Source organism: Caulobacter sp. RHG1, from assembly GCF_013181195.1.
Lineage (GTDB): Bacteria > Pseudomonadota > Alphaproteobacteria > Caulobacterales > Caulobacteraceae > Caulobacter.
Genome location: NZ_SMZP01000010.1, coordinates 219,896 through 243,598, shown reverse-complemented (window position 1 = coordinate 243,598; position 23,703 = coordinate 219,896). Strand labels below are relative to the sequence as shown.

The following is a 23,703-nucleotide window of genomic DNA, read 5'->3' as shown; positions in this document are numbered from 1 at the left end:
TCGTCGCGGCGCCCGTTGCAGGAGGCAGACCTTGGGCCGCTTCTCCCCCAAATCCCTCGACCTGGACGGCAAGGTGATCCTGATCACCGGCGGCACGGGCTCGTTCGGCCGCCGTTTCATCGAGACGGTGCTGCGCCGCTATGATCCGCGCAAGGTCATCGTCTATTCGCGCGACGAGCTGAAGCAGAGCGACATGCAGATCGAGCTGCGCGAGCAGTTCGACGAAAAGACCGTCGGCAAGCTGCGGTTCTTCCTGGGTGATGTCCGCGACCGCGAGCGCCTGACCCTGGCCCTGCGCGGCGTCGACATCGTCATCCACGCCGCGGCCCTGAAACAGGTGCCGGCCGCCGAATACAATCCGTCGGAGTGCATCCACACCAACGTGTTGGGCGCCGAGAACGTCGTCTGGGCCAGCCTGAACAATGGCGTGAAGCAGGTCGTGGCCCTGTCGACAGACAAGGCCTGCAACCCGACCAACCTCTATGGCGCGACCAAGCTGGCCTCGGACAAGACCTTCGTGGCGGCCAACAATCTGTCGGGCGACATCGGCACCCGCTTCTGCGTGGTGCGCTACGGCAATGTGGTGGGTTCGCGCGGCAGCGTCGTGCCGCTGTATCGCCGCCTGCTGAGCCAGGGCGCGACCGAGCTGCCGGTCACCGACCCGCGCATGACCCGCTTCTGGATCACCCTGAACGAGGGCGTCGACTTCGTGCTGTCGTCCCTGACCATGATGCGCGGCGGCGAGATCTTCGTGCCCAAGATCCCGTCGATGGCCATGCCGGATCTCGTCAAGGCGATGTCGGCCGACGCGGCCATGAAGGTGGTCGGCATCCGCCCCGGCGAGAAGCTGCACGAGATCATGATCAGCGCCGACGACGCTCGCTCGACCGTCGAGTTCGAGGACCGCTTCGCCATCGAGCCCAACTTCGCCGAGTTCGGCCGCACGCCCTATGGCGCGGTCGACGGCGCCAAGCCGGTGCCCGAGGACTTCTCGTACAGCAGCGACAATAACCACGACTGGCTCTCGCCCGATGGTCTGCTGGCCATGCTGGAGGAGAAGGCCGCGCGATGAGCGGCTTCCTGCCCTACGGTCGCCAGACGATCGAGGACGACGACATCGCCGCCGTGACCGAGGCGCTGCGCGGCGACTTCCTGACGACGGGCCCGACGGTTGAGGCGTTCGAGACCGCCTTCGCCGCCAAGGTCGGCGCGCAACACGCCATCGCCGTGTCGAACGGCACGGCCACCCTGCATCTGGCGATGATGTCGCTGGGCGTGGGTGAGGGCGATGTCTGCATCGCGCCCTCGGTCACCTTTCTGGCCACCGCCAACTGCGCTCGCTACGTCGGAGCCGAAGCCGTGTTCGCCGATGTCGACCCCGACAGCGGCCTGATGACCCCCGACACCCTGGCCCGCGCTTTGTCCCGGGTCGGCGACAAGCGGGTCAAGGCCGTGTTGCCGGTGCATCTGCGCGGCGACGTTTGCGACCTGCCGGCGCTGAAAGCCATGGCCAGCGCCGCCGGGGCTGTGCTGGTTGAGGACGCCCCCCACGCCCTGGGCTCCATCGGGACTTTTGGCGGCGTCGAGCATCCGGTCGGCGACGGCGCCTATTCCAGCTTCGCCAGCTTCTCGTTCCACCCGGTCAAGACGCTGGCTACGGGCGAGGGCGGCATGCTGACCACCAACGACGCCGAGCTGGCGGCCCGAGCTCGGCTGCTGCGCTCGCACGGCATGGTCCGGCCCGCCGGCGGCGATCCCTGGTGGTACGAGATGCCGGAGCTGGGCTTCAACTACCGCATCCCCGACATCCTGTGCGCCCTGGGCCTGTCGCAGCTGGCCAAGCTGGACCGTTTCGTCGCCCGGCGTCGTGCGTTGACGGCGCTCTATGCCGAGCGGCTGGCCGAGCGCTGCCCGCGCGTGCGTCTGGCGCAGAGCCCGGCCCACTCGAACCCGGCTCTGCACCTCTTGACCGTGCTGATCGATTTCGAGGCCGAAGGCCTGTCGCGCCGCACCGTGGTCGACAGCCTTAAAAGCCAGGGGATCGGGACGCAGGTTCACTACATCCCGGTCCACCGCCAGCCCTACTACGTCAACCGCCAGGGCCTGGCGGACCTGCCCGGCGCCGACGCCTGGTACAAGCGCTGCCTGACGCTGCCGCTGTTCCCGGCCATGGCGGACGGCGACGTCGAGCGGGTCGTCGACGCCCTGGCGGCGATCCTGGGTTAAGGCTCACCACGCTTTCGCCCCTACCCGATTGTCGAGCTGGGCGCGCAGGTTGCCCAGCCCCAGCCGGGTGATCCGGTAGGGGCCGCCCTCCTGGCTGGCGATCAGCCGTTTCTTCTTGAGAGACTGGAAGACGCCGACATTGCAGTCGGTCAGCGCCCAGCCGTCGCGGGTGATGCAGTCGGCCGAGAGGATGCGGCCCTTCTCGTCACGTTCGAGTTCGATCCGGCCGCCTTGGGCCAGAGCATGCAGCGTGCGTTGCTGCGGTTTGGAGATGTTCAAGGGAATGTCCGAGAGATCGAGGCGCGTAATCGCGTCCGCCGGGTCTCTTCGAGACCCATCTCTATTCGAGAACGGGCGTGACGAGGCACGCCCGCGGCGAACGCGGGCGGATAACGGGCCTACTGACTTTCGAACCGAGGTCCGGAGCCTGTTAGGCCCGCGCCTCGCGCACAATCTCTGACATAAACCACTCTTGAGGTTTGATTTTCACAGGATAGCGGTGGTTTCGCCGCCTGCAACCCTCTCCCACAACACCGTTTCCCCGGCTTTCGCCGGGAAAACGTTTGGGGGGTTACGGCGCCTTGCTGACGCTGTTGTCGACGCCGTTCATCCGCACCTGGGGCGGGCGCGACGCGCGCCAGCGGACGGTCTGATCCGTCCCGGTCACCACCACCGGCGCGCCCGGCGCCAGGTCGATCATCACCTTGTTGTCCGTGCCGTTCAGCTTGAGGCTGGCGCAATTGCCGGTGAAGGTCAGGTTGTGCTCGGTTCCATCGACGACGACATCGCGCCCACCGCACGCGACAGTGCTGCCTTGGCCGACACCGACGATGTGGATCGGCTCCTTGGCCTGACCGGCAAGACCGGCGACCAGCGCAAGCAGGGTAACGGAGATCATGGGGGGCGTTTCCTCGTGACGAACCTTGGGCGCAAAACGCTTCGGCGCCTGAAAAGCTCCACCTTAAGTTCAGGGCGCGCTGTGAGCGCCTCGGAGCACTGTCCACCGCACTCGCAGCCTACGCAACGATCGCTCGCATCGCCGCTTCTCTCCGCGCGAACAGTTCAACGTCGCCTAGCCACCCTAGTCAGGCGTTATCGCGGAGCAGTGGACTAACGATAGATTTGAGCAGCGGCTCCAGTTGCAGCCTCGCGGTTTCGTTCGCACCACTCGAAGAACGCCGCGTTCATTCCGCTATCTGCCGCTCGATCCGCCGCCCTTTGCCAGGCTGCATCTGGGTTTTCGCTGAGCAGTGCAAGGAAGCTCACAGAAGGTTCGTAGGTGAAAACCCAAGCCTGCTCATCCTTCAGATAGTTCAAGTAGTCGGCGGGGGCTCCTTGCAACGGCCGGAGCATCATCTCCGCCGCATCCGCCGACGCCCACCAAGAGGCAGCGCGCGAGGCCGTAGAGCCGTGGAGCAGCGAAGGAGGTGACATAGGGTCATCGACGACAGGAACCTCAACGGAGACCAGTGCAATCGGGGCCTGTCTGGAAACCCCCGGCCATTTCTCGCTTAGCGCCGCGTGTATGATTTTATCGAAGGCTCGGTGCCGCAGGCTCACTGAGCCTTGGCAACGAACCAGCGCCTGTCCGACGAAGTCGAAGCTGAAATCTATCGCCCACCCATCAGACTGAGAGACAAACCGGGACTTTCCCGCCGACTTCAGATTTCTCTCCGAACCTCCGGCTGCCCAGCTCTCCTGAAAAGCGCGCTTAGCAGCTGCGAGGTCTGTCAGTTCCGTTTCCATAACTGCCGAGCTTACCCCCGCAATGTCAGGGTTCCACCCTTAGCGGACGTCCAGCGCGGTGCGCCCTCTGAGGCGCGCTCAGGATGAGGTATTCAGTGCAATAGAGTCCTCATCCTGAGGTGTGAGCCGAAGGCGAGCCTCGAAGGACGCAGGGCCTGTCCGCAGCCCCCGAACAAGTCGCGGGATGGCGAAGGCGTCAGGTTCTTCGTCTACTTCTTCACCTTGGCCGGCGTCGTCTGGCTGGTCTTCACCGGGGCGCCTTGCTGGCGGGCTTCGCTGACCAGGCCGGCGCAGTCGGCGTCCTTGGCTTCGCCGGTGGTGATGAAGGGCAGGAGGGCGGCCAGCGGGTTGACCAGCGAGCCGAGGGCCGCGGCGATGCCGCCCTGGCCGACGGCCTTGCTGGCGTCCAGGCCGATCTTGGGGGCCATGAACGGGCCCTCGATGGTGATCGGCACGAACAGGCGCAGCAGGCGCGGCTTCTTGCTGTCGCCCTCGATGCGGAAGTTCATCCGCTCGGTGTCCAGATTGATCGTGCCGCGCCCCCTGGCCAGGACCACGCCGGTGTCGGCGACGATCTGGTTTGAGGTCATGACGCCGTTCTTGACGTCAAAATCGGCGATCGCACAACGAACGGGCGTCTCCTTTTCGCTCTTGGACAGCAGCAGGATCAGGCCCTTGGAGGCGTTGACGCCCAGCAGCTCGGCGAAGGCCTGACGGATCTGGCCACGCGGCGACACCACCGTCACCGAACCGTTGGCCGAGGCGGCGGCGCGGTGGACGCTGTTGCCCGTGCCGGTCAGCTTGGCGCGGGCCATGACGGGACCCTCGATGGCGCGCTTGCCGTCGCTCATGATCGGGATGAAATCCTCGAGACGGGCGTTGGTCAGACGCACGTCCAGATCGGTCTTCGGCACGGCCGGGTTGGCGTCCAGCCGCACTTTCCCCTTCAGGTCGCCGTGCGAGAAGGTGAAGGCGATCGGGTCCAGGTTCAGCACGCCCTTGTCCAGGGTCAGGTCCAGGCTGACCTTGCGCAGCGGTAGGTTTGGGGCGTTCACGGTGTCGGCGCGGTAGCTGACCTTGGCGTCCATGGCCCGTACGCGGTCGACCTGCAGGGTGGCGTCGGGCAGCAGGCGCTGAGTGGCGTCGCGCTGGCGGGCCTCGACCTTCTGGCCGGCCGAGGCGGTCTCGCCCTTGCCGGTCGCGGGGGCCGCACCGACCAGGCTGCCCAGGTCGTCGAAGTCCAGGCGGCGCGAGCGCAGATCGGCTTCCAGGTAGGGACGCTCGCGGCCGGTCAGCACGAACAGGTCGCCGCGGATGTCGCTGTCGCCGATGCGGCCCGACAGCTTTTCAAAGTCGAAGCGCTGGCCTTTGCGCACCAGCTTGCCCGTGACCTTGTAGGGCGGGGTGTTGGGCAGGGTCAGGCCGATCAGGTCGTGCAGGCGGTTCAGGTCGGCGCCGGCGATGCTGAGCTGGGTCTCGAACCGGCCCAGGTCGAACGGTCGGGTGATGCTGCCGTTGGCGGTGATGCGGGTCGAGCCGGCGCGGACGTCGGCGTCGAACGGATAGGGACGGTCGGGCGTGATGTTCAGCAACGGGCCGCCGGTGACCTGGGCCACGAAGCCCGAACGGTTCAGGCTGCCCTTGCCCTCCAGCACGAAACGGCCGCCGCGCTCCCCGGCCCGTTCCTGGGCGTTCACCGAGCCGACGAACAGCGCGCCGCCGACGCGGTCGTCGACGCGCAGCTTGCCATCATTGATCACGAAGCGCTGGATGGCCGGCAGCTTCAGCGGCTTGGCGTCCTTGCGCGGCGCGCCGAACGTCCAGTTGGCCTTGCCGTCCTTGGCGCGCAGCAGGCGCACGTCGGGCTTGTCGACCACCAGGAACGGCAGGATGACCTGGCCGCGCAGCAGCGGCAGCACCTTGACCTGCACGGCGATGCGCTGGAGCTGGACCATCTGGCCCGCATCCTTGTCGACGGACTTGGCCCAGGCCGGCTGGCCGATGCGGATGCCGTACGCCTCGACCTTGGGCGAGAACGACCAGGGATGGACGCGCAGGTCGCCGGCGATGACCACTTCGCGCTGCAGCTGGGCCGAGGCGAAGCGGCCGATCGGCCCGCGCAGCCAGTTCCAGTCGAAGATCACCAGGAAGATGATGATCGCTGCGACCAAGGCCAGGGCCGAGCCGATGCCGATCTTGGCGCTACGCGACAGCCCGCGGAAAGGGTTCCGCGGGGGCTTGGGCCCAGGGCTGGGCGCGGTGGTGGCGTCGGCGGTCGACAGGATCGTGGCTCCGGTTGAACCCACACAACGCGTGAGCCCAGCGATCCTGTTCCATTTCGAAGCGGCTGAGTGGTCCTAGTAGACCAGCCCGATGCTGCTGACGGCCGCGGCCGCCACGACGAACACGGCGATGGCCACGAGTTCGTAGGCCTTGAAGAGCGGTCGGCTCGGTGTGCGCATGATGATAGTTCCCCCAGTCCCATTTTGGTGCAAGTCCCCGCATCCGGCGCAAGGGCGGCGCCACCCGGAATGGGTTAGGGCAGCTTTCCGGGCCAGACGAGGTAGCCGTAGGCGTCTCGTCCGGCGGCGGCATAGCCGTAAGACACGGGCGCATAGGACGGCGGATACTGGGTGACGGGGCCCCCACGGCCCATGTCGTATCGGTCGTCATAGCTGCGCTCGCGCAGGTCTTGGTCTTGGTAGGCGTACTGTTGGTCGTAGCCGTAGGGCGACGGGCCATATCCGTAGCGGGGGTCGTGCCGCTCGCTGTAGCGATCGGCTGTTTCCACGCCAAGCGGCTGGCCGCTCCACTGGTGTTGACCCTGGTTGTCGCATTCGACGCGGTCCCAGCGATAGGCGCCGCCCGGACCGGTGACCCGACGAACCACGCAGTCGCCGGGGCCGGAATTGGCCGGCAGCAGCTGCGGATCCAGCGGTAGTCCGCCCTGATGCGGTCCAGCCACGACGGGCGCGGCCGCGAGGGCGGCGCTGGCGAAGGCGAGGGCGGCAAACAGGCGAACGGTCATGGGCGGAACTCCGTAACGATCTTAACAAACCACTAACGCGCCGGGGCCCGGCATGATTTCACCCCTCACGCGAGCTTGGCCGTGACGGGCGGCCCTTTTCCTCCGCGACTAGTCCGGCTAGCGTCGGGTCAAACGAATGTTTGAGGGGGGCGGAGATGGCGATCGAGGCGGTGATCTGGGATTTCGGCGGGGTGTTCACGACCTCGCCGTTCGAGGCTTTCCGGCGCTACGAGACACAAGCGGGCCTGCCCAAGGACTTCATCCGCACGGTCAACGCCACGGATCCCGACACCAACGCCTGGGCGAAGTTCGAACGGGCCGAGATCGATGCGGCGGCCTTCGACGGGCTGTTCCTGGAGGAAGCCACGCGCCTTGGCCATGCGGTGCGCGGCGCCGAGGTCCTGCCGCTGCTCTATGGCGACCTGCGGCCGCGGGTGACGGACGCGCTGAAGGCCTGCAAGGTCCGGTTCAAGGTCGGTTGCATCACCAACAACGTCCCGACCGGCCACGGACCCGGCATGGCCCAGAGCGCGCAGAAGGCCCTGGCCGTGGGCGAGATCATGGCCCTGTTCGACGCGGTGATCGAAAGCTCCAAGGCGGGGGTGCGCAAGCCCGACCCGCGCATCTACCAGATGATGTGCGAGCTCCTGGGCGTCGCGCCGGAGGCCTGCATCTACCTCGACGACCTGGGGATCAACTGCAAGCCGGCGGCGGCCTTGGGCATGAAGGCCATCAAGGTCTCCAGCGAAGATCAGCTGCTCTCCGATCTCGCAGAAGCGACCGGCTTGGCGTTCTGAGATGGACAGGGCCGTCTGAAGAATTCAAACTCCCGTTTGAATTATAATCGGGAGGACGCCCAATGGCGCACAGCACAGGCCGGGTCGCCGGCAAGAAGGCCTTCATCACCGGCGGGGCCCAGGGTCTGGGCGCGGCGGCCGGGCGGATGCTGGCCAGTCAGGGCGCCAAGGTCGCTCTGGCCGACCTCAACCTGGCCGGGGCGCAGGCCGTGGCCGACGAGATCAACGCCGCCCACGGCGCCGGCACGGCTTTCGCCTTCCAGCTGGACGTCACCCAGGAAGACCAGTGGATCGACGTGCTGGAGAAGGCCGCGGAGGCGATGGGCGGCCTGTCGGTGCTGGTCAATAACGCCGGCATCGGCGGCGACGGGCCGATCGAGAGCCTGGATTTCGACCTCTGGAAAAAGGTCATGTCGGTCAATGTCGACTCGGTGTTCCTGGGCGCCAAGCACGCCCTGACCCACATGCGGGCCCATCAGCCGGGCTCGATCATCAATCTGAGCTCGATCGCCGGCCTGATCGCCAACGGCAATTCGCCCGCCTACAACGCCTCGAAGGCGGCGGTCTGGCTGCTCAGCAAGAACATCGCGCTGTACTGCGCCAAGATGAAGCTCGACATCCGCTCGAACTCGATCCACCCGACCTTTATCGACACGCCGATCCTGGACGGTTTCTCGGCGCGGTTCGGCAAGGAAGAGGCCTTCGCCAAGCTGGCGCGCCAGGTGCCGCTGGGCCGTATCGGCGAACCGAACGACATCGCCAATGCCGTGCTCTACCTCGCCAGCGACGAGAGCAAGTTCATGACCGGCGCCGAGATCAAGGTCGACGGCGGCATCTCGGCGATGTGAGGACAGAAGCGCCCGCGCGCAGCGCGGGCGCGACCTCATCGCCTACCGCGGCGCGCGCTTGGCCAGGATGCGCTGCAAGGTCCGGCGGTGCATGTTCAGCCGGCGCGCGGTTTCCGACACGTTGTGGCCGCACATCTCGTAGACGCGCTGGATGTGTTCCCAGCGAACGCGGTCGGCGCTCATCGGGTTTTCCGGCGGGGCCGGGGCGTCGCCCTTGGCCGCCAGCAGGGCTCGAGCCACGTCGTCGGCGTCGGCCGGCTTGGAGAGGTAGTCGACCACCCCGGCCTTCACCGCCGCCACGGCGGTGGCGATGTTGCCGTAGCCGGTCAGCATGATGACCTTGGCGTCGGGGCGCGTGTCGCGGACCGCCTCGACCACCTTCAGGCCTGAACCGTCTTCCAGGCGCATGTCCAGCACGGCGTGCGCCGGCGCATGGCTGCGCAGGATGGTCAGGGCCTCGGCCACCGAAGCGGCCAGGGTGACCTCGAAGCCGCGCTGTTCCAGCGCGCGTCCCAATCGGGTCCGCAACGGACCGTCGTCGTCCAACAGAAGCAGAGTTTTGTCGGGCAACGCCGCGACCAGCTCGCCGATATCCGCCATGAAGTCAGCCCCTCCCCGGGCCAATACTCGATAGGCCAAATAACAACCTATACTTTCCTGCCTTCACGAGAGACTGCAAGCCCCTTTGCGTGTCGTCGTGATCACACCCCGATATATCCGGGAGCTTCTAAGGCAGGTCGAGGCCAGCGCGCCGAAACCACGGCGCCGCCGCGACGTCCGTTACGGAAATCCACGGTCGCGCCTGTTCGTTCCAGCAAAGTCTTCGCGATAAAGAATCCCAGGCCCATGCCGATGTGCCCGGTGCGCGATCCTTCCGCGCCCGGACGGGTCGTCACATAGGGCTCGCCCAGCTTGGCCAGCACCTCGGGCGAGAAGCCGGGACCGTCGTCGCGGGCTTCGATCACGACGTAGCGGGCGTCGAAGCGGGCGATGACGATCACCTCGCTGCGGGCGAAGTCGACCGCGTTCTCGACGATCGAGGTCATGGCGTGAATGATCTCGGGCCGGCGCCAGATGTCGGGGGCGGTGTCGCCCGACGGGCCGTTGACCACGGCCTCGACGCGAATGCCGTGCACCAGGTGCGGCTCGATGACGTCCTGGACCAGCTGCACCAGGCTCATGCGCTCGTGCACGGCGTCCTTGGCCTCGGGCATCTCGGTCAGGCGGGCCAGGATCTCGCGGCAGCGGACGGCCTGGCCGATCAGCAGTTCGGCGTCCTCGCGGATTTCCTCGCTGACGGCGTTGCGGGCCATCTCGCGCGAGACGACCGCGATCGTCGCCAGCGGCGTGCCCAGTTCATGCGCCGCCGCCGCCGCGAGGGCGCCTAGCGCCGACAGCCGCTGTTCGCGGGCCAGCACGGTTTCGGTGACGTTGAGCGCCAGCTCCATGCGGGCCGACTCGCTGGCCGCCTGCCAAGCATAGGCCGCCGTCAGGATAATGCCGATGATCCGCGCCGTGACGATGATGCCCAGCATCAGCGGGCTGGGCGTGTAGTGCAGCGGGGCGCCCTCGATGGTCGGCAGCGGCATGTGGAACAGCGCCAGGGCGATTGACGAGGCGATGGCCAGCGCCCCCAGGCCGATCGCATAGCGGGCCGGCAGCGTGGCCGCGGCCAGGGTCACCGGCGCGATCAGCAAGAGCGAGAAGGGATTGAGCGCGCCGCCTGTCAGATAGAGCAGGCCCGAAAGCTGGAGGATGTCGAAGGCGATCTGGGCGGTGGCCTCGCCGTCACGGGCCAGTCGCTGACCGCTGGAGGCCAGGCCCAGCAGCACGTTCAGCCAGGCCGAGAGGGCGATCAGGGTGAAGCACAGCGCCCAGGGCACATGCAGCTTGAGGCCAAGACCCGCCACCATCAGGACGGCGGTCTGACCCACCACCCACAACCAGCGTTGCGCCAGAAGGGTGCGAACCCGCAGGCGACCCCGGCGCAGCCCGGGAGCCATCCAGGACCAGCCGTCGTCTTGCGCAGGGTCTTCGCCCGGCTTATCGAGCCCCCTGTGACGTGGGTCGTCGGGCGCTCCAGCAAACGATGCGTCAGCCATGGTCGCAGGATTGTCCAGAATTTCCCGCCTGGCGAGCGCAAAAGGCTGGGCGAGCGTAAAAGGATGAAATGCACATGCCGCGTCACCGCCTTTTCCTGATCCTGGCCTGCCTTGTCGGCTTCGTCGTCGTGGGCGGCCTGGCCTGGCGCGCCGGCGTGTTCAAGAGCCAGGCGCCGGCCGCTGTCGGCGGGCCGTTCCAGCTGGTCAATCAGGATGGCGTCCCCACGACCGAGAAGGCGTTGAAGGGGAAATGGAGCGCGGTGTTCTTTGGTTTCACCTATTGCCCGGATGTCTGCCCCGGGACCTTGCAAGGTCTGTCGGCCGCCACCGACATCCTGGGTCCGAACAAGGCCAAGGATCTGCAGATCGTCTTCATCTCGATCGATCCGGCCCGCGACACGCCTGAGCAGATGAAGACCTATCTGTCGGCCGACTACGTGCTCCGGTCCACGATCGGCCTGACCGGCACGCAGGACCAGACCGACGCCGCGGCCAAGACCTACAAGGTCTACTACGCCAAGGTCGGCGCCGGCCCCGGCTACACCATGGATCACTCGACGGCGATCTACCTGATGGACCCCAAGGGCCGCTTCAAGACGGTGATCCCCTACAACCTGCCCCCGGCCGACATCGCCCGGCGCATCGACGACGCGATGCGCGAGGGGTGAGGCGAGGGCAGCTTACGCCCGCAGCGTCTCGATCACGGCCCTGAGGCCCGCCGACAGATATTTGCGCGTCGGATAATAGAGGTACAGCCAGTCCTCGGGCGGGCACCAGGGCTCCAGGCAGCGCACCAGCCGCCCGGCGCGAACATGGTCCTCGACCCGATGTTCCCAGACATAGGCCAGGCCCGCCCCCGCCAGCGCACCGGCGATCAGCAGGTCATGATCGTCCGAGCCGAAGGGGCCCTCCGGCTGGAACGCGATGTCCCGGCCCTGGTGCGCGAACGTCCACGGGTAGCGCACGCCGCTGGGATAGAGGTTCTGGAAGCAGACATGGCTCTTCAGGTCGCCCGGGACATGGGGCGCCGGAGCCTCGGCGAAATAGGCGGGTGAGCCCACCAGTGCAAAGCGCAGTCGCGGATTGATCCGCACCGCCGTCATGCCGTCGCGCAGGCTCTCGCCCAACCTGACGCCGGCGTCGAACCCTTCCTCCACGATGTCGACCAGACGGTCGGTGGCGATCACCTCCAGCTGAAGGTGTGGATGCGCGCGGGCCAGTCGGCCGACGGCCGGTCCCAGTACGAACGACGCGATCGAGATCGGCGCGTTGATCCGAACCTTGCCGAAAGGCGTGTCGCGGAACTGGTTCAGGCCGTCCATCGCCGAACTGATGTCGTCGAAGGCTGGCGACAGGCGCGACAGCAGCATGGCTCCAGCGTCGGTCAGCGAGACGCTGCGGGTGGTGCGGTTCAGCAGGCGGAGGCCCACTCGCGCTTCCAGGTTGGTGACGGCGTGGCTGATGGCCGAGGCCGTGACCCCGCGCTCCTCGCCGGCGCGGCGGAAGCTGCGATGACGCGCGACTGCGTCGAACGCGGCCAACTCTGAGAGGTCGGTCGCCCTCATTCCTGAATTTCACTCAGCATTGATCGGATAATTTCCAATCTAATCGGCAAGATCGATCGGCGCAATTCTCCTCCTCACAGACGGGCGGCGCTGATGCGGCTCGGGCAGAAACGGAGAGGAGACCTTGATGCTCACCCTGAACCAGGCCCAGGCCGCGATCGCCGCCGGCCACGACCACGCCATCCAGATCGGCGTGCCGGTCAATATCGCCATCCTCGACGCCGGGGCGCATCTGAAGGCGTTCGGCGGCATGGACGAAGCCGTGCTGGGCTCGATCGACGTCGCCGTCGGCAAGGCCCGCACCGCGGCTCTGTTCGGCATCACCAGCGAAGCCGTCTGGGAATACTGCAAGCCCGGCGCGCCAGCTCCCGGCCTGGAGCGCAGCAACGGCGGCCTGATGACCTTCCCCGGCGGCGCGCCGCTGCGCGACCTGGTCGGCCGACTGCTGGGCGCGGTCGGGGTGTCCGGCGGCAGCCCTGACCAGGACGCCGAGATCGCCCGCGTCGCCGCGGCGACCCTCAACGGCTGACCTCTTTCCCCACCCCTGAACGTCAAACCCAATCCAGAAGGAACACGACCATGACCACCCAGAAAACCATCCTGATCACCGGCGCGGCCGGCGGCTTCGGCAAGGGCGCCGCGATCGGCATGGCCAAGAACGGCCACAACGTCATCGCCACCGTGCAGGTCTCATCCCAGGTCACCGCCCTGCGCGAGGAGGTCGCCGCCCTGGGTCTTGCCGACAAGATCACCGTCTATCGCCTGGACCTGACCGACCCCTACGACATCCAGCAGGCCATGGGCCTGGACTTCGACATCCTGTGGAACAACGCCGGCATGGGCGAGGCCGGACCGGTCTGGGAGATCCCCGTCGACCTGGTCCGCAAGAACTTCGAGATCAACGTCTTCCTGCCGCTGACCCTGACCCAGGGCGTTGTGCAGAAGTGGGTCCGCGAAGGCTCCAGCCAGGGCAAGAAGGTGGTCTTCACCTCGTCGATGGGCGGGCTGTTCACCCCGGCCAACTGGGGGACCTACGTCTCGACCAAGCACGCCCTGGAATCGGTGGCCGAAGCCATGCAGCAGGAGCTGGCGGCCTACGGGATCAAGATCCAGACGATCAATCCGGGCGCCTACTACACCGGCTACAACGAGACGATGGCCGACAACCCGTTCCGCTGGATGGATGACGGCCGGAACTTCACCAAGCGGGCCGACCTGCGCAAGGGCTTCGACGACTTCTTCGCCACGCCCGAGGGCAAGATGGACGCCCAGGAGATGATCGACCGGATGATCGACATCGTCCCGGCCGACACCGGCAAGTTCCGCAACGTCGTGCCGCAGGTGATCGAGGACATGCTCAAGGATCACCAACTGAAGGCCTGGGACAACCAGATCTAGTCCAGGCCGGCGGCTGGGAAGCGGATGCGCCGCCTCCCAGCCGCGAGCGCCGATCCTGTTTCCACCTCCCCGCGCAAGCGGCGCCATGACGCGGCGCAAAAAGTCAGGAAAGGGTGGACTTTCTTAGGGTTCAGCGTGTTATGTTGCGTTGCAACATCGCGGGTGCGCCATGCTTTACGCTCTCCATGAGGCGGCTTATTACGCCTCCACTCCGATGCGCCTGGCGGCGCTGGCGGCCCGGGACTTCTGGGGATCGCCGCTGAATCCGGCCGCAGACTCGGCCGTCGGCCGGCGCATGCACGCGGGCGCGGATCTCTTCGCCAACATCACCCGCCGCTACGGCAAGCCGCGCTGGAACATCGACACGGTCAAGATCGGTCAGGTCGATGTGCGCGTGCGCCAGAACGTGGTCTGGGAAAGCCCGTGGGCGCGTCTCGTGCAGTTCGACCGCGACATGGCCGACATGCGCCGGGCGGGGAAGTTCTCGCTGGATCCGGCGGTGCTGATCGTCGCGCCGCTTTCGGGCCACTACGCCACCCTGCTGCGCGGCACGGTCGAGGCGTTCCTGCCCGACCACGCGGTGTTCATCGTCGACTGGGTCAACGCCCGCAACGTCTCGGTGCTGGAAGGCCGCTTCGACTTCCACGACTATATCGACCACATCATCCAGATGCTGTCGGTGCTGGGCCCGCGTCCCAATGTCGTGGCCGTCTGCCAGCCCGGTCCGCCGGTTCTGGCCGCCGCCGCCCTGATGGCCGAGCAGAACCATCCTTCGCGTCCGGCCAGCATGACCTTCATGGGCTCGCCGATCGATGCGCGCCTGTCGCCGACCGTGACCAACCAGCTGGCCGAGGAAAAGCCGTTCACCTGGTTCCAGTCGAACATGATCTACACCGTGCCGCCGCCCTATCCGGGCGCGGGCCGGCGCGTCTATCCGGGCTTCGTCCAGCTGGCCAGCTTCATGAGCATGAACGCCGAGCGCCACCAGGAAGCCCACCGCCGCTACTTCAACGATCTGGTGAAGGGCGACGGCGACAGCGCCGACAAGCACCTGGAGTTCTACGACGAATATCTGTCGGTCCTGGACCTGACCGAGGAGTTCTATCTCCAGACCATCGACATCGTCTTCCAGCAGTACCTGCTGCCCAAGGGCGAGCTGACGCATCGCGGGACGCGGGTGAAGCCCGAGGCGATCACCGACATCGGCCTGATGACGGTCGAGGGCGAGAACGACGACATCTCCGGCATCGGCCAGACCCAGGCCGCCCACACCCTGTGCGCCAACATTCCCGACGACCTGAAGCTCGACTATGTCCAGCCCAGCGTCGGCCACTACGGTGTGTTCAACGGTCGCCGCTTCCGCGAAGAGATCTATCCGCGCGTGCGCAAGTTTATCAGGAAGTGCGATCCGCACTTCGAGGAAGAAGCGTAACGTTACGTCCGGCTTGCAGCGGACGGCGGCGCACACGATCTTAGCGCCAGATGTTTGCGCTCAAGGCCCCACGCTTCTCGGATGGTGATCGACTGGAGATCGGCGGCTGGCCCGTCCGCCTGCGGGTGGATGGCCGGGCGCGGCGGATTTCGTTGCGCGTCGACCGGGCCAATTCCGAGATCGTCGCCCTCGCGCCAAATCCCAAGCGCCTGAACGAGGCCGTCGCCTTCGCCCAGGAGAAGTCCGGCTGGATCGCCAAGCAGCTGGCGGCCCTGCCCGAGCGGATGAGCCTCGCCCCCGGCGGGATCCTGCGCCTCAACGACATTCCCTATCGCTTGGAGGCCGCTCCCGGCCGCGCCCGCATCGACGGCGAGCGCATCGTCGCGCCCCACGACGCCAACTGGGGGCTGAAGGTCATCCGCCTGGCCAAGCGCGAGGCGCTGGCCGTGCTGACCGAACGGACCGCCGTCCACGCCGCGGCCCTGAACCGGCCGATGCCGTCGGTGGCGGTGGCCGATCCCAAGGCGCGCTGGGGCTCATGCCGGCCGGCGACGCCGCGAACGCCGGCGGCGATCCGCTACAGCTGGCGGCTGATCCTGGCCCCCGCGGCGGTGGCCGACTATGTCGTCGCCCACGAATGCGCCCACCTGATCGAGGCCAATCACGGTCCGCGCTTCTGGGCGCTGTGCGAAGAGCTGGCCGGCGACCCGACCCCGCACCGCGCCTGGCTGCGGGCGCACGCGGCCGAGCTGCACGCGATCGGGGCCTAGTCCTTAGTAAGGCAGCTGATCCACCGGCGGCGTCGCGCCGGCTGGGGTTTCTGCGGCCGGGCCTTCGGGCGTGGGAGCCGGGTTGATCAGGTCGCCGATCGGGTCCTCGGTCGCCACGGGCGGAGGTTCAACCACGCCGCCGGGGATCGGGGTGGCCTTCAGGCGGGGCAGGGCCGCGGCCATGAAGGTGCGCCAGATCTCGGCGGGCGCGCCGCCGCCGGTCACCCGCTTCATCGGCGTGTTGTCGTCCTTGCCGGTCCAGACGGCGGCCACGAAGCCGCCGGTGTAGCCGACGAACCAGGCGTCCTTGTAGTCGCTGGTGGTGCCGGTCTTGCCGGCCACGTCGTAGCCGGCGACCTTGGCGCGCGCGCCGGTGCCCGAGGCCACGACCTGGCGCATCATCTGGTTCATGTACTGCAGGGCCGGCGAGCCGATCACCGCGGCGCGGGCTTGGCGGTCGACGCTGTGATCGTACAGGACCTTGCCGCTGGCGGTGCGGATGCGCTCGATGCCGTAGCCCTTGGCCAGGAAGCCGCCGTTCGAGAACGGGGCGTAGGCCTGGGCCATCTCCATGGGGCTGACCTCGACCGCGCCGAGCGCCATCGACGGGTCCAGCTGGATCTTACTGGTGATGCCCAGGCGCTTCGCGGTGGCGGCGACGTTGCTGGTGCCGACTTCCGAAGCCAGGCGGGCGGCGACCGTGTTGATCGACTGAGCCAAGGCCGTCTGCAGGGTCATCGGACCCAGGAACTTGTTGGTGTAGTTGCGCGGCTCCCAGTTGCCGATCTTCACCGGCTCGTCGACGACCATGACCGCCGGCGTGCGGCCCTGTTCCATGGCGGTCAGATAGACGAACGGCTTGAAGGCCGAGCCAGCTTGGCGACGGGCGGTGGTGGCGCGGTCGAACTGGCTGTCGGCATAGTCGGCGCCGCCCACGTAAGCGCGGATGCGGCCTTCGCCGTCGATGGCCACCAGGGCCGCCTGCTGCACGCCCTGTTCGCCGTGGCCGTCCACGCCCAGCTTCACGGCGCGCTCGGCCGAGGCCTGGATCGGCAGGTCCATGGTGGTCTCGACCACCAGGTCCTCGGTCGGTTCGCCGACCAGCGAGCGGACCTGGGCGTCGATATAGTCGGTGAAGTACTGGGCGCGCTGGTTGGCCAGGGTGGCCGAGACCTGCACCGGCGTCTTGAACGCCTCGTCGCGCTGCTCGGGCGTGATGGCCTTGATGCGCACCATCTCGTCCAGAACGATGGTGGCGCGACGGGCGGCGCGCTCCTTGGCCGAGACCGGCGAATAGCGGGCCGGGCCCTTCATCATGCCGGCCAGCAGGGCGGCCTCGCCGATGGTCAGCTCCTTGGCGGGCTTGTTGAAATAGCGCTGCGAGGCGGCCTCAATGCCGTAGGCGCCGGCCCCGAAATAGACCCGGTTCATGTAGAGGGCCAGGATCTGGTTCTTGGAGAACTTCAGCTCCAGCCAGACGGCCAGGATCAGCTCCTGGGCCTTGCGGCGGTAGTTCTGGGCCGGGCTCAGGAACAGGTTGCGGGCCAGCTGCTGGGTGATGGTCGAGCCGCCGCGCTGGGGCCCGCCGTCATGGGTCATGTTCCAGGCCAGCGAGCGGATGATGCCCCAAGGGTTGAAGCCGAAGTGATGATAGAACTGGCGGTCCTCGATCGCCACGAAGGCGGCCGGCACGTATTTCGGCAGGGCGTCGATGTCGACCGGCGGCGCATATTGGCTGCCGCGCACGGCCAGCAGGGCGCCCGAGCGGTCCAGATAGTTGATCGAGGGCTGGCGCTTGACGTCGTAAAGCTTGGAGGTGTCGGGCAGGTCGCTGGCGAACACCGCGAAGAAGGCGACGACGAAGATCAGGCCCCAGACGCCCAGAACGGTGCCCCAATAGACCAGGGCCTGGAGCGGGGTGCGTTGCGGCCGAGCCGCCTTGTTCCCGCCGAAGGGTCCGTTCGCCATGGTCGTCCTGTATTCCTACACACCCCGGCGCGCGCCGGTGAAGAGCGTGTCTCGTTTATCCCAAGCCCACACAACGCGCGACAAGATTGACGAGAGGTGAACGAAGCTTAAGGCGCTCTTGTGACGCTTCGGATCCGGCGCCATTGTACTACCTGGAATTGAACTTCGGAAATGGCGAGCACGATGACGCCCTTGGCCGAGACGCGTTCGGCTGCCAAAAGAGCCGCCGTGTACGTTCCTCCCGAATCCCCCGCTCTCGACCACGCCCGCGACGTCCTGCGGCGTACGTTCGGCCATGCCGATTTCCGGGGCATGCAGGCCGGGGTGATCAATGAAATCCTGGCCGGCCACAGCGCCATGGCCGTGCTGCCCACCGGCGGCGGCAAGTCGCTGTGCTACCAGATCCCGTCGCTGATCCGGCCGGGCGTGGGCCTGGTGATCTCGCCGCTGATCGCCCTGATGGCCGACCAGGTCCAAGGCCTGCGCCAGGCGGGCGTGGCGGCCGAGCGGATGGACAGCGCCATCTCGCTGGACGAGCGCGGCGACATCTGGCGGCGCATCGACGCCGGCGAGGTCGACATGCTGTACCTGTCGCCCGAAGGCCTGATGCAGCCGTGGATGCTGGATCGCCTGGCCCGCACGCCGCTGGCCTTGATCGCCGTCGACGAAGCCCACTGCGTCAGCCAGTGGGGCCACGACTTCCGGCCCGAGTACCGGATGATGGGACGGCTGGCCGAGCTGTTCCCCGACGTGCCGCGCCTGGCCGTCACCGCCACCGCCGACGCCCGCACCCGCGACGATATCCGCGCCGAACTGCGCCTGCAGGGCGCGGCCGAGTTCGTCGACAGCTTCGCCCGTCCGGAACTGGCCCTGTCTGCCGAACGCAAGCGCGGCAAGGGCCACGACCGCGTCGTCGAGCTCGTTCTGGAGCGCCCCGGCCGGGCCGGCGTCGTCTATGCCGGCAGCCGCGACTCGACCGAGAAGCTGGCCGAGAAACTGAACGCCGAAGGTATCCCCGCGCTGGCCTATCACGCCGGCCTGGACAAGGCCGTCCGCGCCAAGCGGCTTGAGGACTTTCTCGAGGCCGACGCCGCGGTGATGGTGGCGACGATCGCCTTCGGCATGGGCGTCGACAAGCCCGACGTCCGCTTCGTGATCCATGCCGACCCGCCGGCCGCCATCGAGGCCTATTGGCAGGAGGTCGGCCGCGCTGGCCGCGACGGCCAGCCGGCCGAGGGCATCACTCTGTACGGCTCGGCCGACATGGCCTGGGCCGGTCGCCGGATCGAGACCCGCGAGGCGCCCGACGAGGTCAAGCAGGCCCAGAGCCGCAAGCTGCGTCAGTTCTATTCGATGCTGGAAGGCGTCACCTGCCGCGCCGCCGCCGTCCGCCGCTATTTCGGCGAGGAGGGGGTGGCTCGCTGCGGCGTCTGCGACGTCTGCGTCGCGCCGCCGACCGGGATCGACGCCACCGAGGCCGCGCAAAAGGCCCTCTCGGCCGTGCACCGCATGGGCGGCCGGTTCGGGCGCGGGCGGCTGATCGACCACCTCTTGGGCAAGACCAAGGACGTCACGCCGCAGGAGGCCCAGCTGCCGACCTTCGGCATCGGCCGCGAGTTCAGCCAGCCGGTGTGGCGCGACCTGTTCGACACCCTGATCTTCGAGGGGCTGCTGCGCGAGGACCCCAATGACGGTCGGCCGCTGATCGGCCTGGGCGACGTCGAGGGCGTGCGTCAGGTCTATCGCGGCGAGCGTCGCGTGGCCCTGCGCCAGATGGCCGAGGCGCCCGAGACCGGCCGCGCCACCGGCGCGCGCAAGCGCCGCGAGGGCAAGGCCCTGGCCATCCCGGCCGAGAACCAGGTTCTGTTCGAAGCCCTGCGCGCCTGGCGCCGGGAGGCGGCCCAGGCCCAGCATGTGCCGCCCTATATCATCTTCCACGACGCCACCCTGGCCGAGATCGCCGCGGCCCGTCCGGCCAGTCTGGCGGCTCTGGGCAAGTCCGGCGGCGTGGGTCAAGGCAAGCTGGACCGTTACGGCGAAGCGGTTTTGAAGGTCGTGCGGGAGAACTAAACCGCTCCTTGGGTGTTGGTATCCGGTCAAGCCTAGGAGCCTCCCCCAATGACTGACATCAGCAGCTTCACTCCCGACACCTCGTCAGCAGCCGCCGCGCTGGACGGTGCGAAGACCTCGACCGCCGAAAAGACCAAGCAGGCCAAGGAAGCGGTCAGCAAGGCCGTGAAATCGGCCCGCGACACCGCCACCGAAGTGGCCCAGCAGACCCGCACCTTCGCTTCGGAGAAGGCCAAGGTCGGCGCCGCCTGGACCCGCGACAAGGCCCAGGTCGCCCACCATGCCGCCGAGGAACATCCGGTCGGCGTCGCGCTGGGCGCGTTCGCGATCGGCCTTGGCGTGGGCTTCCTGATCGCGCGGAACCTGGACTAGCGAAACGGCCTCGTCCTCGCCTTCGACAAGCTCGGGGTGAGGGCGACTTCCAAGCCGATGCGTAGAAACCTCTCCCTGAGCGTGTCGAAGGGCGGGGTTTCGATCCCTCAGAGCGCCAGCCGCTCAGCATTCACTCCCGCCGCCCGCAGGGCCGCGAGACGGGCGAACGCCAAGGTCAGGGCCTTGCGGCGGGCCGGCGCCAGCGTCGTCGCCGGGGCCTCCCGCACGACCGCGCCGCCAAAGCCGTCGGCGACGATCAGGCCCGGCTCGTCCGGCAGGACGTCTTCCGGAAAACTAGGCGCGACGGCGAAGTAGAAGGCGTCGCAATAGGGCGCGTACTCGCCCCATTTCCGGTCGACGCGGAAATCTTCCAGCCCGGACTTCACTTCGACGATCAGCACATCCCCTTTGGGACCGAGCGCCATCAAGTCTGCGCGTCGGCCGTTGGGCAGCGTCACCTCGGCCAGCGGCGCATAGCCCAGGTCGACGAGCAGCCGCGCGGCTCCCCGCGTGACGGTCAGGGTCGTTTCCGGTCGGCTCTGGAGCTGGATGATGACGTCCACGCCGTTATCATGTTCCAGCTTTGTTCGCGGGGCAAGCGCAGAACAAGGTTAAATAACCTCCCGGTAAGCGAGCGCGCTTTATCACAACTCCACGGCGACTTATGCGGCTCCTGACGAAACCGGGGTGGGGGTGGGACGTGACGGCGCGGATTGTCATTCTGGCGACGACGATGGCGGCGATCGCCGGGGTTGCGAGCGCGGGACCGCGGGCATCGCCGGCCGCCGCTGTCGAGGGGCCCGAAACCATCGCTTACGGAGCCCTGCGCCCGAGCGGTCTGTCCGCGGCGTCCAGCAGCCGCAACCTGCTGGTCGGCGGCCTCGTCGGGGCCTTGATCGACATGTCGGACGGCAAGCAGATCGTCGCCGACAATGACCTGCCCGATCCTGCTGCGCCCATGGCCCGGGCCCTGGCTTTTGAACTGGCCGACCTGCGCGGCGCCGCGGTCGATGATCGTCCGCTGAACTTGCAGCGCATGAAGGCCGGCGAGATCGCCGCCGAGGGCGGACCTGCCCGTTATGTCGTGGGAACGGTCACGGCTTCGCGCAGCTTCATGTGGCAGTCGCTCGCCTGGAGCCGCTATCGGGTCTACTACTCGGCGGCGCTCAATGTGGTCGACACCCAGACCCGCGAGATCGCGCTGGCCGAGGTCTGCAAGTGGAACTCCGACAAGAACGGAGGCCCCATGCCGGAGGGCGCGCCGACCCGTAACGCGCTGCTGGATGACAGGGCGGCCTTGCTGAAGGCGATCTTCGATAAGGCCGGTCGGGCTTGTCTCGCGCAGTTCTCCGCCAGTCTGCGCAGGTGGTCGCCGCCCGCGGCGGTGCAGCGCCGCGACTTCGCCGTACAGACGACGAAGGCTGCTCCTGTCTCTGTCTTGCCGCCGCCCCCGCGCCAAGCTGACCTGCAGATGGTCGAGCGCGCGCCCGTCCGGCCAGTGATGGCCCAGCCTGCGCCTGTCCGTGCTGAGCTTGTCCCACGCCCTCGGATCGTGGAGGCCGTCGTTCAGAAGCCTGTTGCGCCCGCCGTGATCATGGCCAAGGCCGAGCCGCGTCCCGATCCGGCCCCGGCCTTCGACTATCGCCTGGCGGCCGCCTATCCGGAACGAGCGCCGCTGCCCGGCTTCCTGGTCCGTCCCTAGCCTTTCGGGCAGTCCGTCCGCTTGAGGTCGTAGCGCGCGAAGGCGTTCTCGGCCTTGGCCGTCTTGGCGACGATCGTCCACGACAGGGCCTCGCCTGCAGGGCGCCAGCGGTTGACGAAGCTGGCGTCGGGATAGGCGTAGGCGATGTCGAAACCGTCGGCGGTGGCCGCGCCCGAGCCTATGGCGGTAAAATCGCCGCCGAAGCTGTCGATCCAGAAGCCGGATATGGCGCTCGCCTGGTCGCTCTTCGGCGCGGGGCCCTTGCCGCCGAACACCAGGTGCGCGGCGTAACGGTCCTTGGGATCCGCGACAGCGTGGCTCTTGGCCTCGATCAGGAACATTGTTCCTTCCACAATTGGCTTGGCGGCCAGGGCGATGGTTACGGCCTTGCCCATGACCTCGCCGGTTCCCGCCCAGCAGCCTTCGAGGACGCGCACCTGGCCCGGGATCGGCGCAGGCGGCGGATCGTCCTGCGCCAGCGCCGGCGCGGCGGCCGTCAGGCCAGCGATCAAGATCCAAGACTTCATGACGTCCCCCGACGGCCGTGATTCACCGGAGGTTGTCTAGCCGTCCGGCCAGGGCGCGCGCCAGGGCCTTAAGGCGCGGGCTGCTTCGTCGGTCGCAGCATCGTGACGTCATAGCCCAGCGCCTTGGCGCGGGCGGTCAGGGCGGCGCGGTCGGCGTCGGTCGGCAGCTTGCGCGACAGCAGCCAGAGGTACTTGCCCGAGCCTTCGCCGACGATCGACCAGCTGTAGTCGTCGGCGTGGTCCAGCACCCAGTAGTCGCCGAAGAAGAACGGGCCGAAGAAGCTGACCTTCAGCTTGGCGTTGGTGGTCGTGTCGGCGACCTTGGCCTTGCCTTCGCTGACCTTGACGGGGCCGTCCACCGCGCCCTCGCGGCAGGTGTTGAGCACGCGGATCAGGCCGTCGGGGCGCTTGGAATATTCGGCGGTGACGCCCTCGCAGCCTTCCTCGAACCGCATGTCGTAGCGGGCCACTTCGTACCAGCGGCCGGCGTAGCGATCCAGGTCGACGGCCTTGGCCGGCTGGGGCGGACTGGGGTTGCCGACCGGCCCGGCGACGCAGGCCGACAGGCTGAGAGCCGCGGCCAGGGCGAGCAGAGGCTTCATGCGGGATGCTCCGGATATTCCAGCTTCTGGTAGCCCAGCGCCTTGACCTTCTCGAGGGCGACGGCCTTGGTCGCAGCCGGCAGGTCGGGGGTGCGCGACAGCAGCCAGACATAGTTGCCGCCAGGCGTAGCCATGATGCCCCAGCTGTCGTCGGCGGCGCTGTCGAGGATCCAGTACTCCTGCTTCTTGAGGCCTCCCAGGAAGCTCATCGTGAAGCGGTTGTTCTGGCCGCCGGGCAGGATCTTGCCGCTGGTGCGGAACACCTTCTGCGCGCCGCGTGGCGAGCCGCGATGGCAGACCTGGCGGACCTTGAAGTTGGTCCCCTGGGCCGTGAAGTCCGTCGTCGGCGCCTGGCAGTTTCGCTGGCCGCTGTTGGGCGTGCGGGCGATCTCGTACCAGCGGCCGGAATAGAAGGCGGCGGGCACGGGCTTGGCGGGCGGGGTGGCCGCGGCCCACGCTGCGCCAGCGACGAGGGTCGCAAGAGCGGGCAGGGCGATCGTAGAAAAGCGCATGGGCGAACCTTTGCTAGGTCCGCCCAAACGCCTGTCGG

26 protein-coding genes are annotated in these 23,703 nt (G+C 67.6%); 12 read left to right on the top strand and 14 right to left on the bottom strand.

Features of this window, described 5'->3' with window-relative positions; genetic code table 11:
- Positions 1–31 precede the first annotated feature (31 nt).
- The gene (gene pseB, locus E1H18_RS24765) at positions 32–1,072 is read left to right on the top strand and encodes a UDP-N-acetylglucosamine 4,6-dehydratase (inverting) (RefSeq protein WP_172274402.1); all 1,041 of its coding nucleotides are present in this window, start codon (positions 32–34) and stop codon (positions 1,070–1,072) included.
- The gene (pseC, locus tag E1H18_RS24760; RefSeq protein WP_172274399.1) at positions 1,069–2,226 is read left to right on the top strand and encodes a UDP-4-amino-4,6-dideoxy-N-acetyl-beta-L-altrosamine transaminase; all 1,158 of its coding nucleotides are present in this window, start codon (positions 1,069–1,071) and stop codon (positions 2,224–2,226) included. Before pseB ends, pseC begins: the two co-directional genes overlap by 4 nt.
- 3 nt (positions 2,227–2,229) lie before the next feature.
- On the opposite strand, the gene E1H18_RS24755 is transcribed toward pseC, so the two are convergent.
- The 6 genes from E1H18_RS24755 to E1H18_RS24730 form a co-directional block, all read right to left on the bottom strand.
- Positions 2,230–2,505, bottom strand: coding sequence for a YjhX family toxin (locus tag E1H18_RS24755; protein ID WP_172274396.1), 276 nt, complete (start codon positions 2,503–2,505; stop codon positions 2,230–2,232).
- Positions 2,506–2,797: 292 nt separating this feature from the next.
- Entirely contained in the window at positions 2,798–3,124 is a 327-nt protein-coding gene (locus tag E1H18_RS24750; RefSeq protein WP_172274394.1) for a DUF3060 domain-containing protein, read from the bottom strand.
- A gap of 212 nt (positions 3,125–3,336) precedes the next feature.
- Positions 3,337–3,972, bottom strand: a complete 636-nt coding sequence (locus E1H18_RS24745) for a hypothetical protein (RefSeq protein WP_172274392.1) — start codon at positions 3,970–3,972, stop codon at positions 3,337–3,339.
- 209 nt (positions 3,973–4,181) lie between these two features.
- Positions 4,182–6,278: an AsmA family protein gene (locus tag E1H18_RS24740; RefSeq protein ID WP_370526591.1), complete on the bottom strand. Its 2,097-nt coding sequence runs from the start codon at positions 6,276–6,278 to the stop codon at positions 4,182–4,184.
- A 51-nt stretch (positions 6,279–6,329) separates the two neighbouring features.
- The gene (locus E1H18_RS24735; protein WP_172274389.1) at positions 6,330–6,434 is read right to left on the bottom strand and encodes a hypothetical protein; all 105 of its coding nucleotides are present in this window, start codon (positions 6,432–6,434) and stop codon (positions 6,330–6,332) included.
- Positions 6,435–6,508: 74 nt separating this feature from the next.
- On the bottom strand, positions 6,509–7,000 hold the full coding sequence (locus tag E1H18_RS24730; RefSeq protein WP_172274387.1) for a hypothetical protein: 492 nt from the start codon (positions 6,998–7,000) through the stop codon (positions 6,509–6,511).
- Between the two features lie 155 nt (positions 7,001–7,155).
- Between E1H18_RS24730 and E1H18_RS24725 the strand changes: the two genes are divergently transcribed.
- Both E1H18_RS24725 and E1H18_RS24720 read left to right on the top strand, forming a co-directional pair.
- The gene (locus E1H18_RS24725) at positions 7,156–7,797 is read left to right on the top strand and encodes an HAD-IA family hydrolase (RefSeq protein WP_172274384.1); all 642 of its coding nucleotides are present in this window, start codon (positions 7,156–7,158) and stop codon (positions 7,795–7,797) included.
- Positions 7,798–7,859: 62 nt separating this feature from the next.
- Positions 7,860–8,645 (top strand): SDR family oxidoreductase, encoded by a 786-nt coding sequence (locus E1H18_RS24720; RefSeq protein ID WP_172274382.1) that lies wholly within the window; start codon positions 7,860–7,862, stop codon positions 8,643–8,645.
- Positions 8,646–8,687: 42 nt separating this feature from the next.
- On the opposite strand, the gene spdR is transcribed toward E1H18_RS24720, so the two are convergent.
- A complete protein-coding gene (spdR, locus tag E1H18_RS24715) occupies positions 8,688–9,245 on the bottom strand; it encodes a stationary phase response regulator transcription factor SpdR (protein WP_172274379.1) in 558 nt (185 codons plus the stop codon).
- 101 nt (positions 9,246–9,346) lie between these two features.
- Positions 9,347–10,747 carry an ActS/PrrB/RegB family redox-sensitive histidine kinase gene (locus E1H18_RS24710; RefSeq protein ID WP_172274376.1) on the bottom strand — a complete coding sequence of 467 codons (1,401 nt, stop codon included), beginning with the start codon at positions 10,745–10,747 and terminating at the stop codon, positions 9,347–9,349.
- Between the two features lie 74 nt (positions 10,748–10,821).
- Between E1H18_RS24710 and E1H18_RS24705 the strand changes: the two genes are divergently transcribed.
- A complete protein-coding gene (locus E1H18_RS24705; RefSeq protein ID WP_172274374.1) occupies positions 10,822–11,415 on the top strand; it encodes an SCO family protein in 594 nt (197 codons plus the stop codon).
- A 12-nt stretch (positions 11,416–11,427) separates the two neighbouring features.
- Here E1H18_RS24705 and E1H18_RS24700 read toward each other — a convergent pair whose 3' ends face one another.
- Complete coding sequence (locus E1H18_RS24700; protein WP_172274371.1) at positions 11,428–12,312, bottom strand: LysR substrate-binding domain-containing protein; 885 nt, start codon at positions 12,310–12,312, stop codon at positions 11,428–11,430.
- Positions 12,313–12,439: 127 nt separating this feature from the next.
- On the opposite strand from E1H18_RS24700, the gene E1H18_RS24695 reads away from it, so the two are divergent.
- From E1H18_RS24695 to E1H18_RS24680, 4 genes are all read left to right on the top strand, one after another.
- Positions 12,440–12,841: a heme-binding protein gene (locus E1H18_RS24695; protein WP_172274369.1), complete on the top strand. Its 402-nt coding sequence runs from the start codon at positions 12,440–12,442 to the stop codon at positions 12,839–12,841.
- Between the two features lie 50 nt (positions 12,842–12,891).
- Entirely contained in the window at positions 12,892–13,710 is an 819-nt protein-coding gene (locus E1H18_RS24690; RefSeq protein WP_172274367.1) for an SDR family oxidoreductase, read from the top strand.
- 169 nt (positions 13,711–13,879) lie between these two features.
- The gene (locus E1H18_RS24685) at positions 13,880–15,142 is read left to right on the top strand and encodes a polyhydroxyalkanoate depolymerase (RefSeq protein WP_172274364.1); all 1,263 of its coding nucleotides are present in this window, start codon (positions 13,880–13,882) and stop codon (positions 15,140–15,142) included.
- A gap of 50 nt (positions 15,143–15,192) precedes the next feature.
- Positions 15,193–15,912 (top strand): SprT family zinc-dependent metalloprotease, encoded by a 720-nt coding sequence (locus E1H18_RS24680; RefSeq protein ID WP_172274362.1) that lies wholly within the window; start codon positions 15,193–15,195, stop codon positions 15,910–15,912.
- Positions 15,913–15,915: 3 nt separating this feature from the next.
- Here the strand turns inward: E1H18_RS24680 and E1H18_RS24675 are convergent, their stop codons facing one another.
- Positions 15,916–17,880, bottom strand: coding sequence for a transglycosylase domain-containing protein (locus E1H18_RS24675; RefSeq protein WP_172274359.1), 1,965 nt, complete (start codon positions 17,878–17,880; stop codon positions 15,916–15,918).
- Between the two features lie 228 nt (positions 17,881–18,108).
- Here E1H18_RS24675 and recQ point away from each other — a divergent pair, with 228 nt between their 5' ends.
- Positions 18,109–19,950 carry a DNA helicase RecQ gene (recQ, locus tag E1H18_RS24670; protein WP_172274357.1) on the top strand — a complete coding sequence of 614 codons (1,842 nt, stop codon included), beginning with the start codon at positions 18,109–18,111 and terminating at the stop codon, positions 19,948–19,950.
- Between the two features lie 48 nt (positions 19,951–19,998).
- Entirely contained in the window at positions 19,999–20,322 is a 324-nt protein-coding gene (locus E1H18_RS24665; protein WP_172274354.1) for a hypothetical protein, read from the top strand.
- Between the two features lie 107 nt (positions 20,323–20,429).
- Here the strand turns inward: E1H18_RS24665 and mmcB are convergent, their stop codons facing one another.
- Positions 20,430–20,885 carry a DNA repair putative endonuclease MmcB gene (gene mmcB / locus E1H18_RS24660; protein WP_172274352.1) on the bottom strand — a complete coding sequence of 152 codons (456 nt, stop codon included), beginning with the start codon at positions 20,883–20,885 and terminating at the stop codon, positions 20,430–20,432.
- A 137-nt stretch (positions 20,886–21,022) separates the two neighbouring features.
- Here mmcB and E1H18_RS24655 point away from each other — a divergent pair, with 137 nt between their 5' ends.
- Entirely contained in the window at positions 21,023–22,024 is a 1,002-nt protein-coding gene (locus E1H18_RS24655; RefSeq protein ID WP_172274349.1) for a hypothetical protein, read from the top strand.
- Here the strand turns inward: E1H18_RS24655 and E1H18_RS24650 are convergent.
- From E1H18_RS24650 to E1H18_RS24640, 3 genes are all read right to left on the bottom strand, one after another.
- Positions 22,021–22,551 (bottom strand): hypothetical protein, encoded by a 531-nt coding sequence (locus tag E1H18_RS24650; protein WP_172274346.1) that lies wholly within the window; start codon positions 22,549–22,551, stop codon positions 22,021–22,023. The two genes, E1H18_RS24655 and E1H18_RS24650, sit on opposite strands and share 4 nt — an antisense overlap.
- A 68-nt stretch (positions 22,552–22,619) precedes the next feature.
- On the bottom strand, positions 22,620–23,153 hold the full coding sequence (locus E1H18_RS24645; RefSeq protein ID WP_172274344.1) for a lipocalin family protein: 534 nt from the start codon (positions 23,151–23,153) through the stop codon (positions 22,620–22,622).
- A complete protein-coding gene (locus E1H18_RS24640) occupies positions 23,150–23,665 on the bottom strand; it encodes a lipocalin family protein (protein WP_172274342.1) in 516 nt (171 codons plus the stop codon). Before E1H18_RS24640 ends, E1H18_RS24645 begins: the two co-directional genes overlap by 4 nt.
- Positions 23,666–23,703: the final 38 nt, after the last annotated feature.

Excerpts from the sequence above, each read along its gene's own strand:
- E1H18_RS24640 (WP_172274342.1), bottom strand. The coding sequence starts at position 23,665 with ATGCGCTTTTCTACGATCGCCCTGCCCGCTCTTGCGACCCTCGTCGCT.
- E1H18_RS24705 (WP_172274374.1), top strand. The coding sequence starts at position 10,822 with ATGCCGCGTCACCGCCTTTTCCTGATCCTGGCCTGCCTTGTCGGCTTC.
- E1H18_RS24745 (WP_172274392.1), bottom strand. The coding sequence starts at position 3,972 with ATGGAAACGGAACTGACAGACCTCGCAGCTGCTAAGCGCGCTTTTCAG.
- E1H18_RS24750 (WP_172274394.1), bottom strand. The coding sequence starts at position 3,124 with ATGATCTCCGTTACCCTGCTTGCGCTGGTCGCCGGTCTTGCCGGTCAG.
- E1H18_RS24730 (WP_172274387.1), bottom strand. The coding sequence starts at position 7,000 with ATGACCGTTCGCCTGTTTGCCGCCCTCGCCTTCGCCAGCGCCGCCCTC.
- E1H18_RS24685 (WP_172274364.1), top strand. The coding sequence starts at position 13,880 with ATGCTTTACGCTCTCCATGAGGCGGCTTATTACGCCTCCACTCCGATG.
- E1H18_RS24665 (WP_172274354.1), top strand. The coding sequence starts at position 19,999 with ATGACTGACATCAGCAGCTTCACTCCCGACACCTCGTCAGCAGCCGCC.
- E1H18_RS24710 (WP_172274376.1), bottom strand. The coding sequence starts at position 10,747 with ATGGCTGACGCATCGTTTGCTGGAGCGCCCGACGACCCACGTCACAGG.
- E1H18_RS24690 (WP_172274367.1), top strand. The coding sequence starts at position 12,892 with ATGACCACCCAGAAAACCATCCTGATCACCGGCGCGGCCGGCGGCTTC.
- E1H18_RS24675 (WP_172274359.1), bottom strand. The coding sequence starts at position 17,880 with ATGGCGAACGGACCCTTCGGCGGGAACAAGGCGGCTCGGCCGCAACGC.
- E1H18_RS24735 (WP_172274389.1), bottom strand. The coding sequence starts at position 6,434 with ATGCGCACACCGAGCCGACCGCTCTTCAAGGCCTACGAACTCGTGGCC.
- E1H18_RS24650 (WP_172274346.1), bottom strand. The coding sequence starts at position 22,551 with ATGAAGTCTTGGATCTTGATCGCTGGCCTGACGGCCGCCGCGCCGGCG.
- E1H18_RS24725 (WP_172274384.1), top strand. The coding sequence starts at position 7,156 with ATGGCGATCGAGGCGGTGATCTGGGATTTCGGCGGGGTGTTCACGACC.
- E1H18_RS24680 (WP_172274362.1), top strand. The coding sequence starts at position 15,193 with ATGTTTGCGCTCAAGGCCCCACGCTTCTCGGATGGTGATCGACTGGAG.
- spdR (WP_172274379.1), bottom strand. The coding sequence starts at position 9,245 with ATGGCGGATATCGGCGAGCTGGTCGCGGCGTTGCCCGACAAAACTCTG.
- E1H18_RS24720 (WP_172274382.1), top strand. The coding sequence starts at position 7,860 with ATGGCGCACAGCACAGGCCGGGTCGCCGGCAAGAAGGCCTTCATCACC.
- pseC (WP_172274399.1), top strand. The coding sequence starts at position 1,069 with ATGAGCGGCTTCCTGCCCTACGGTCGCCAGACGATCGAGGACGACGAC.
- E1H18_RS24700 (WP_172274371.1), bottom strand. The coding sequence starts at position 12,312 with ATGAGGGCGACCGACCTCTCAGAGTTGGCCGCGTTCGACGCAGTCGCG.
- E1H18_RS24695 (WP_172274369.1), top strand. The coding sequence starts at position 12,440 with ATGCTCACCCTGAACCAGGCCCAGGCCGCGATCGCCGCCGGCCACGAC.
- E1H18_RS24645 (WP_172274344.1), bottom strand. The coding sequence starts at position 23,153 with ATGAAGCCTCTGCTCGCCCTGGCCGCGGCTCTCAGCCTGTCGGCCTGC.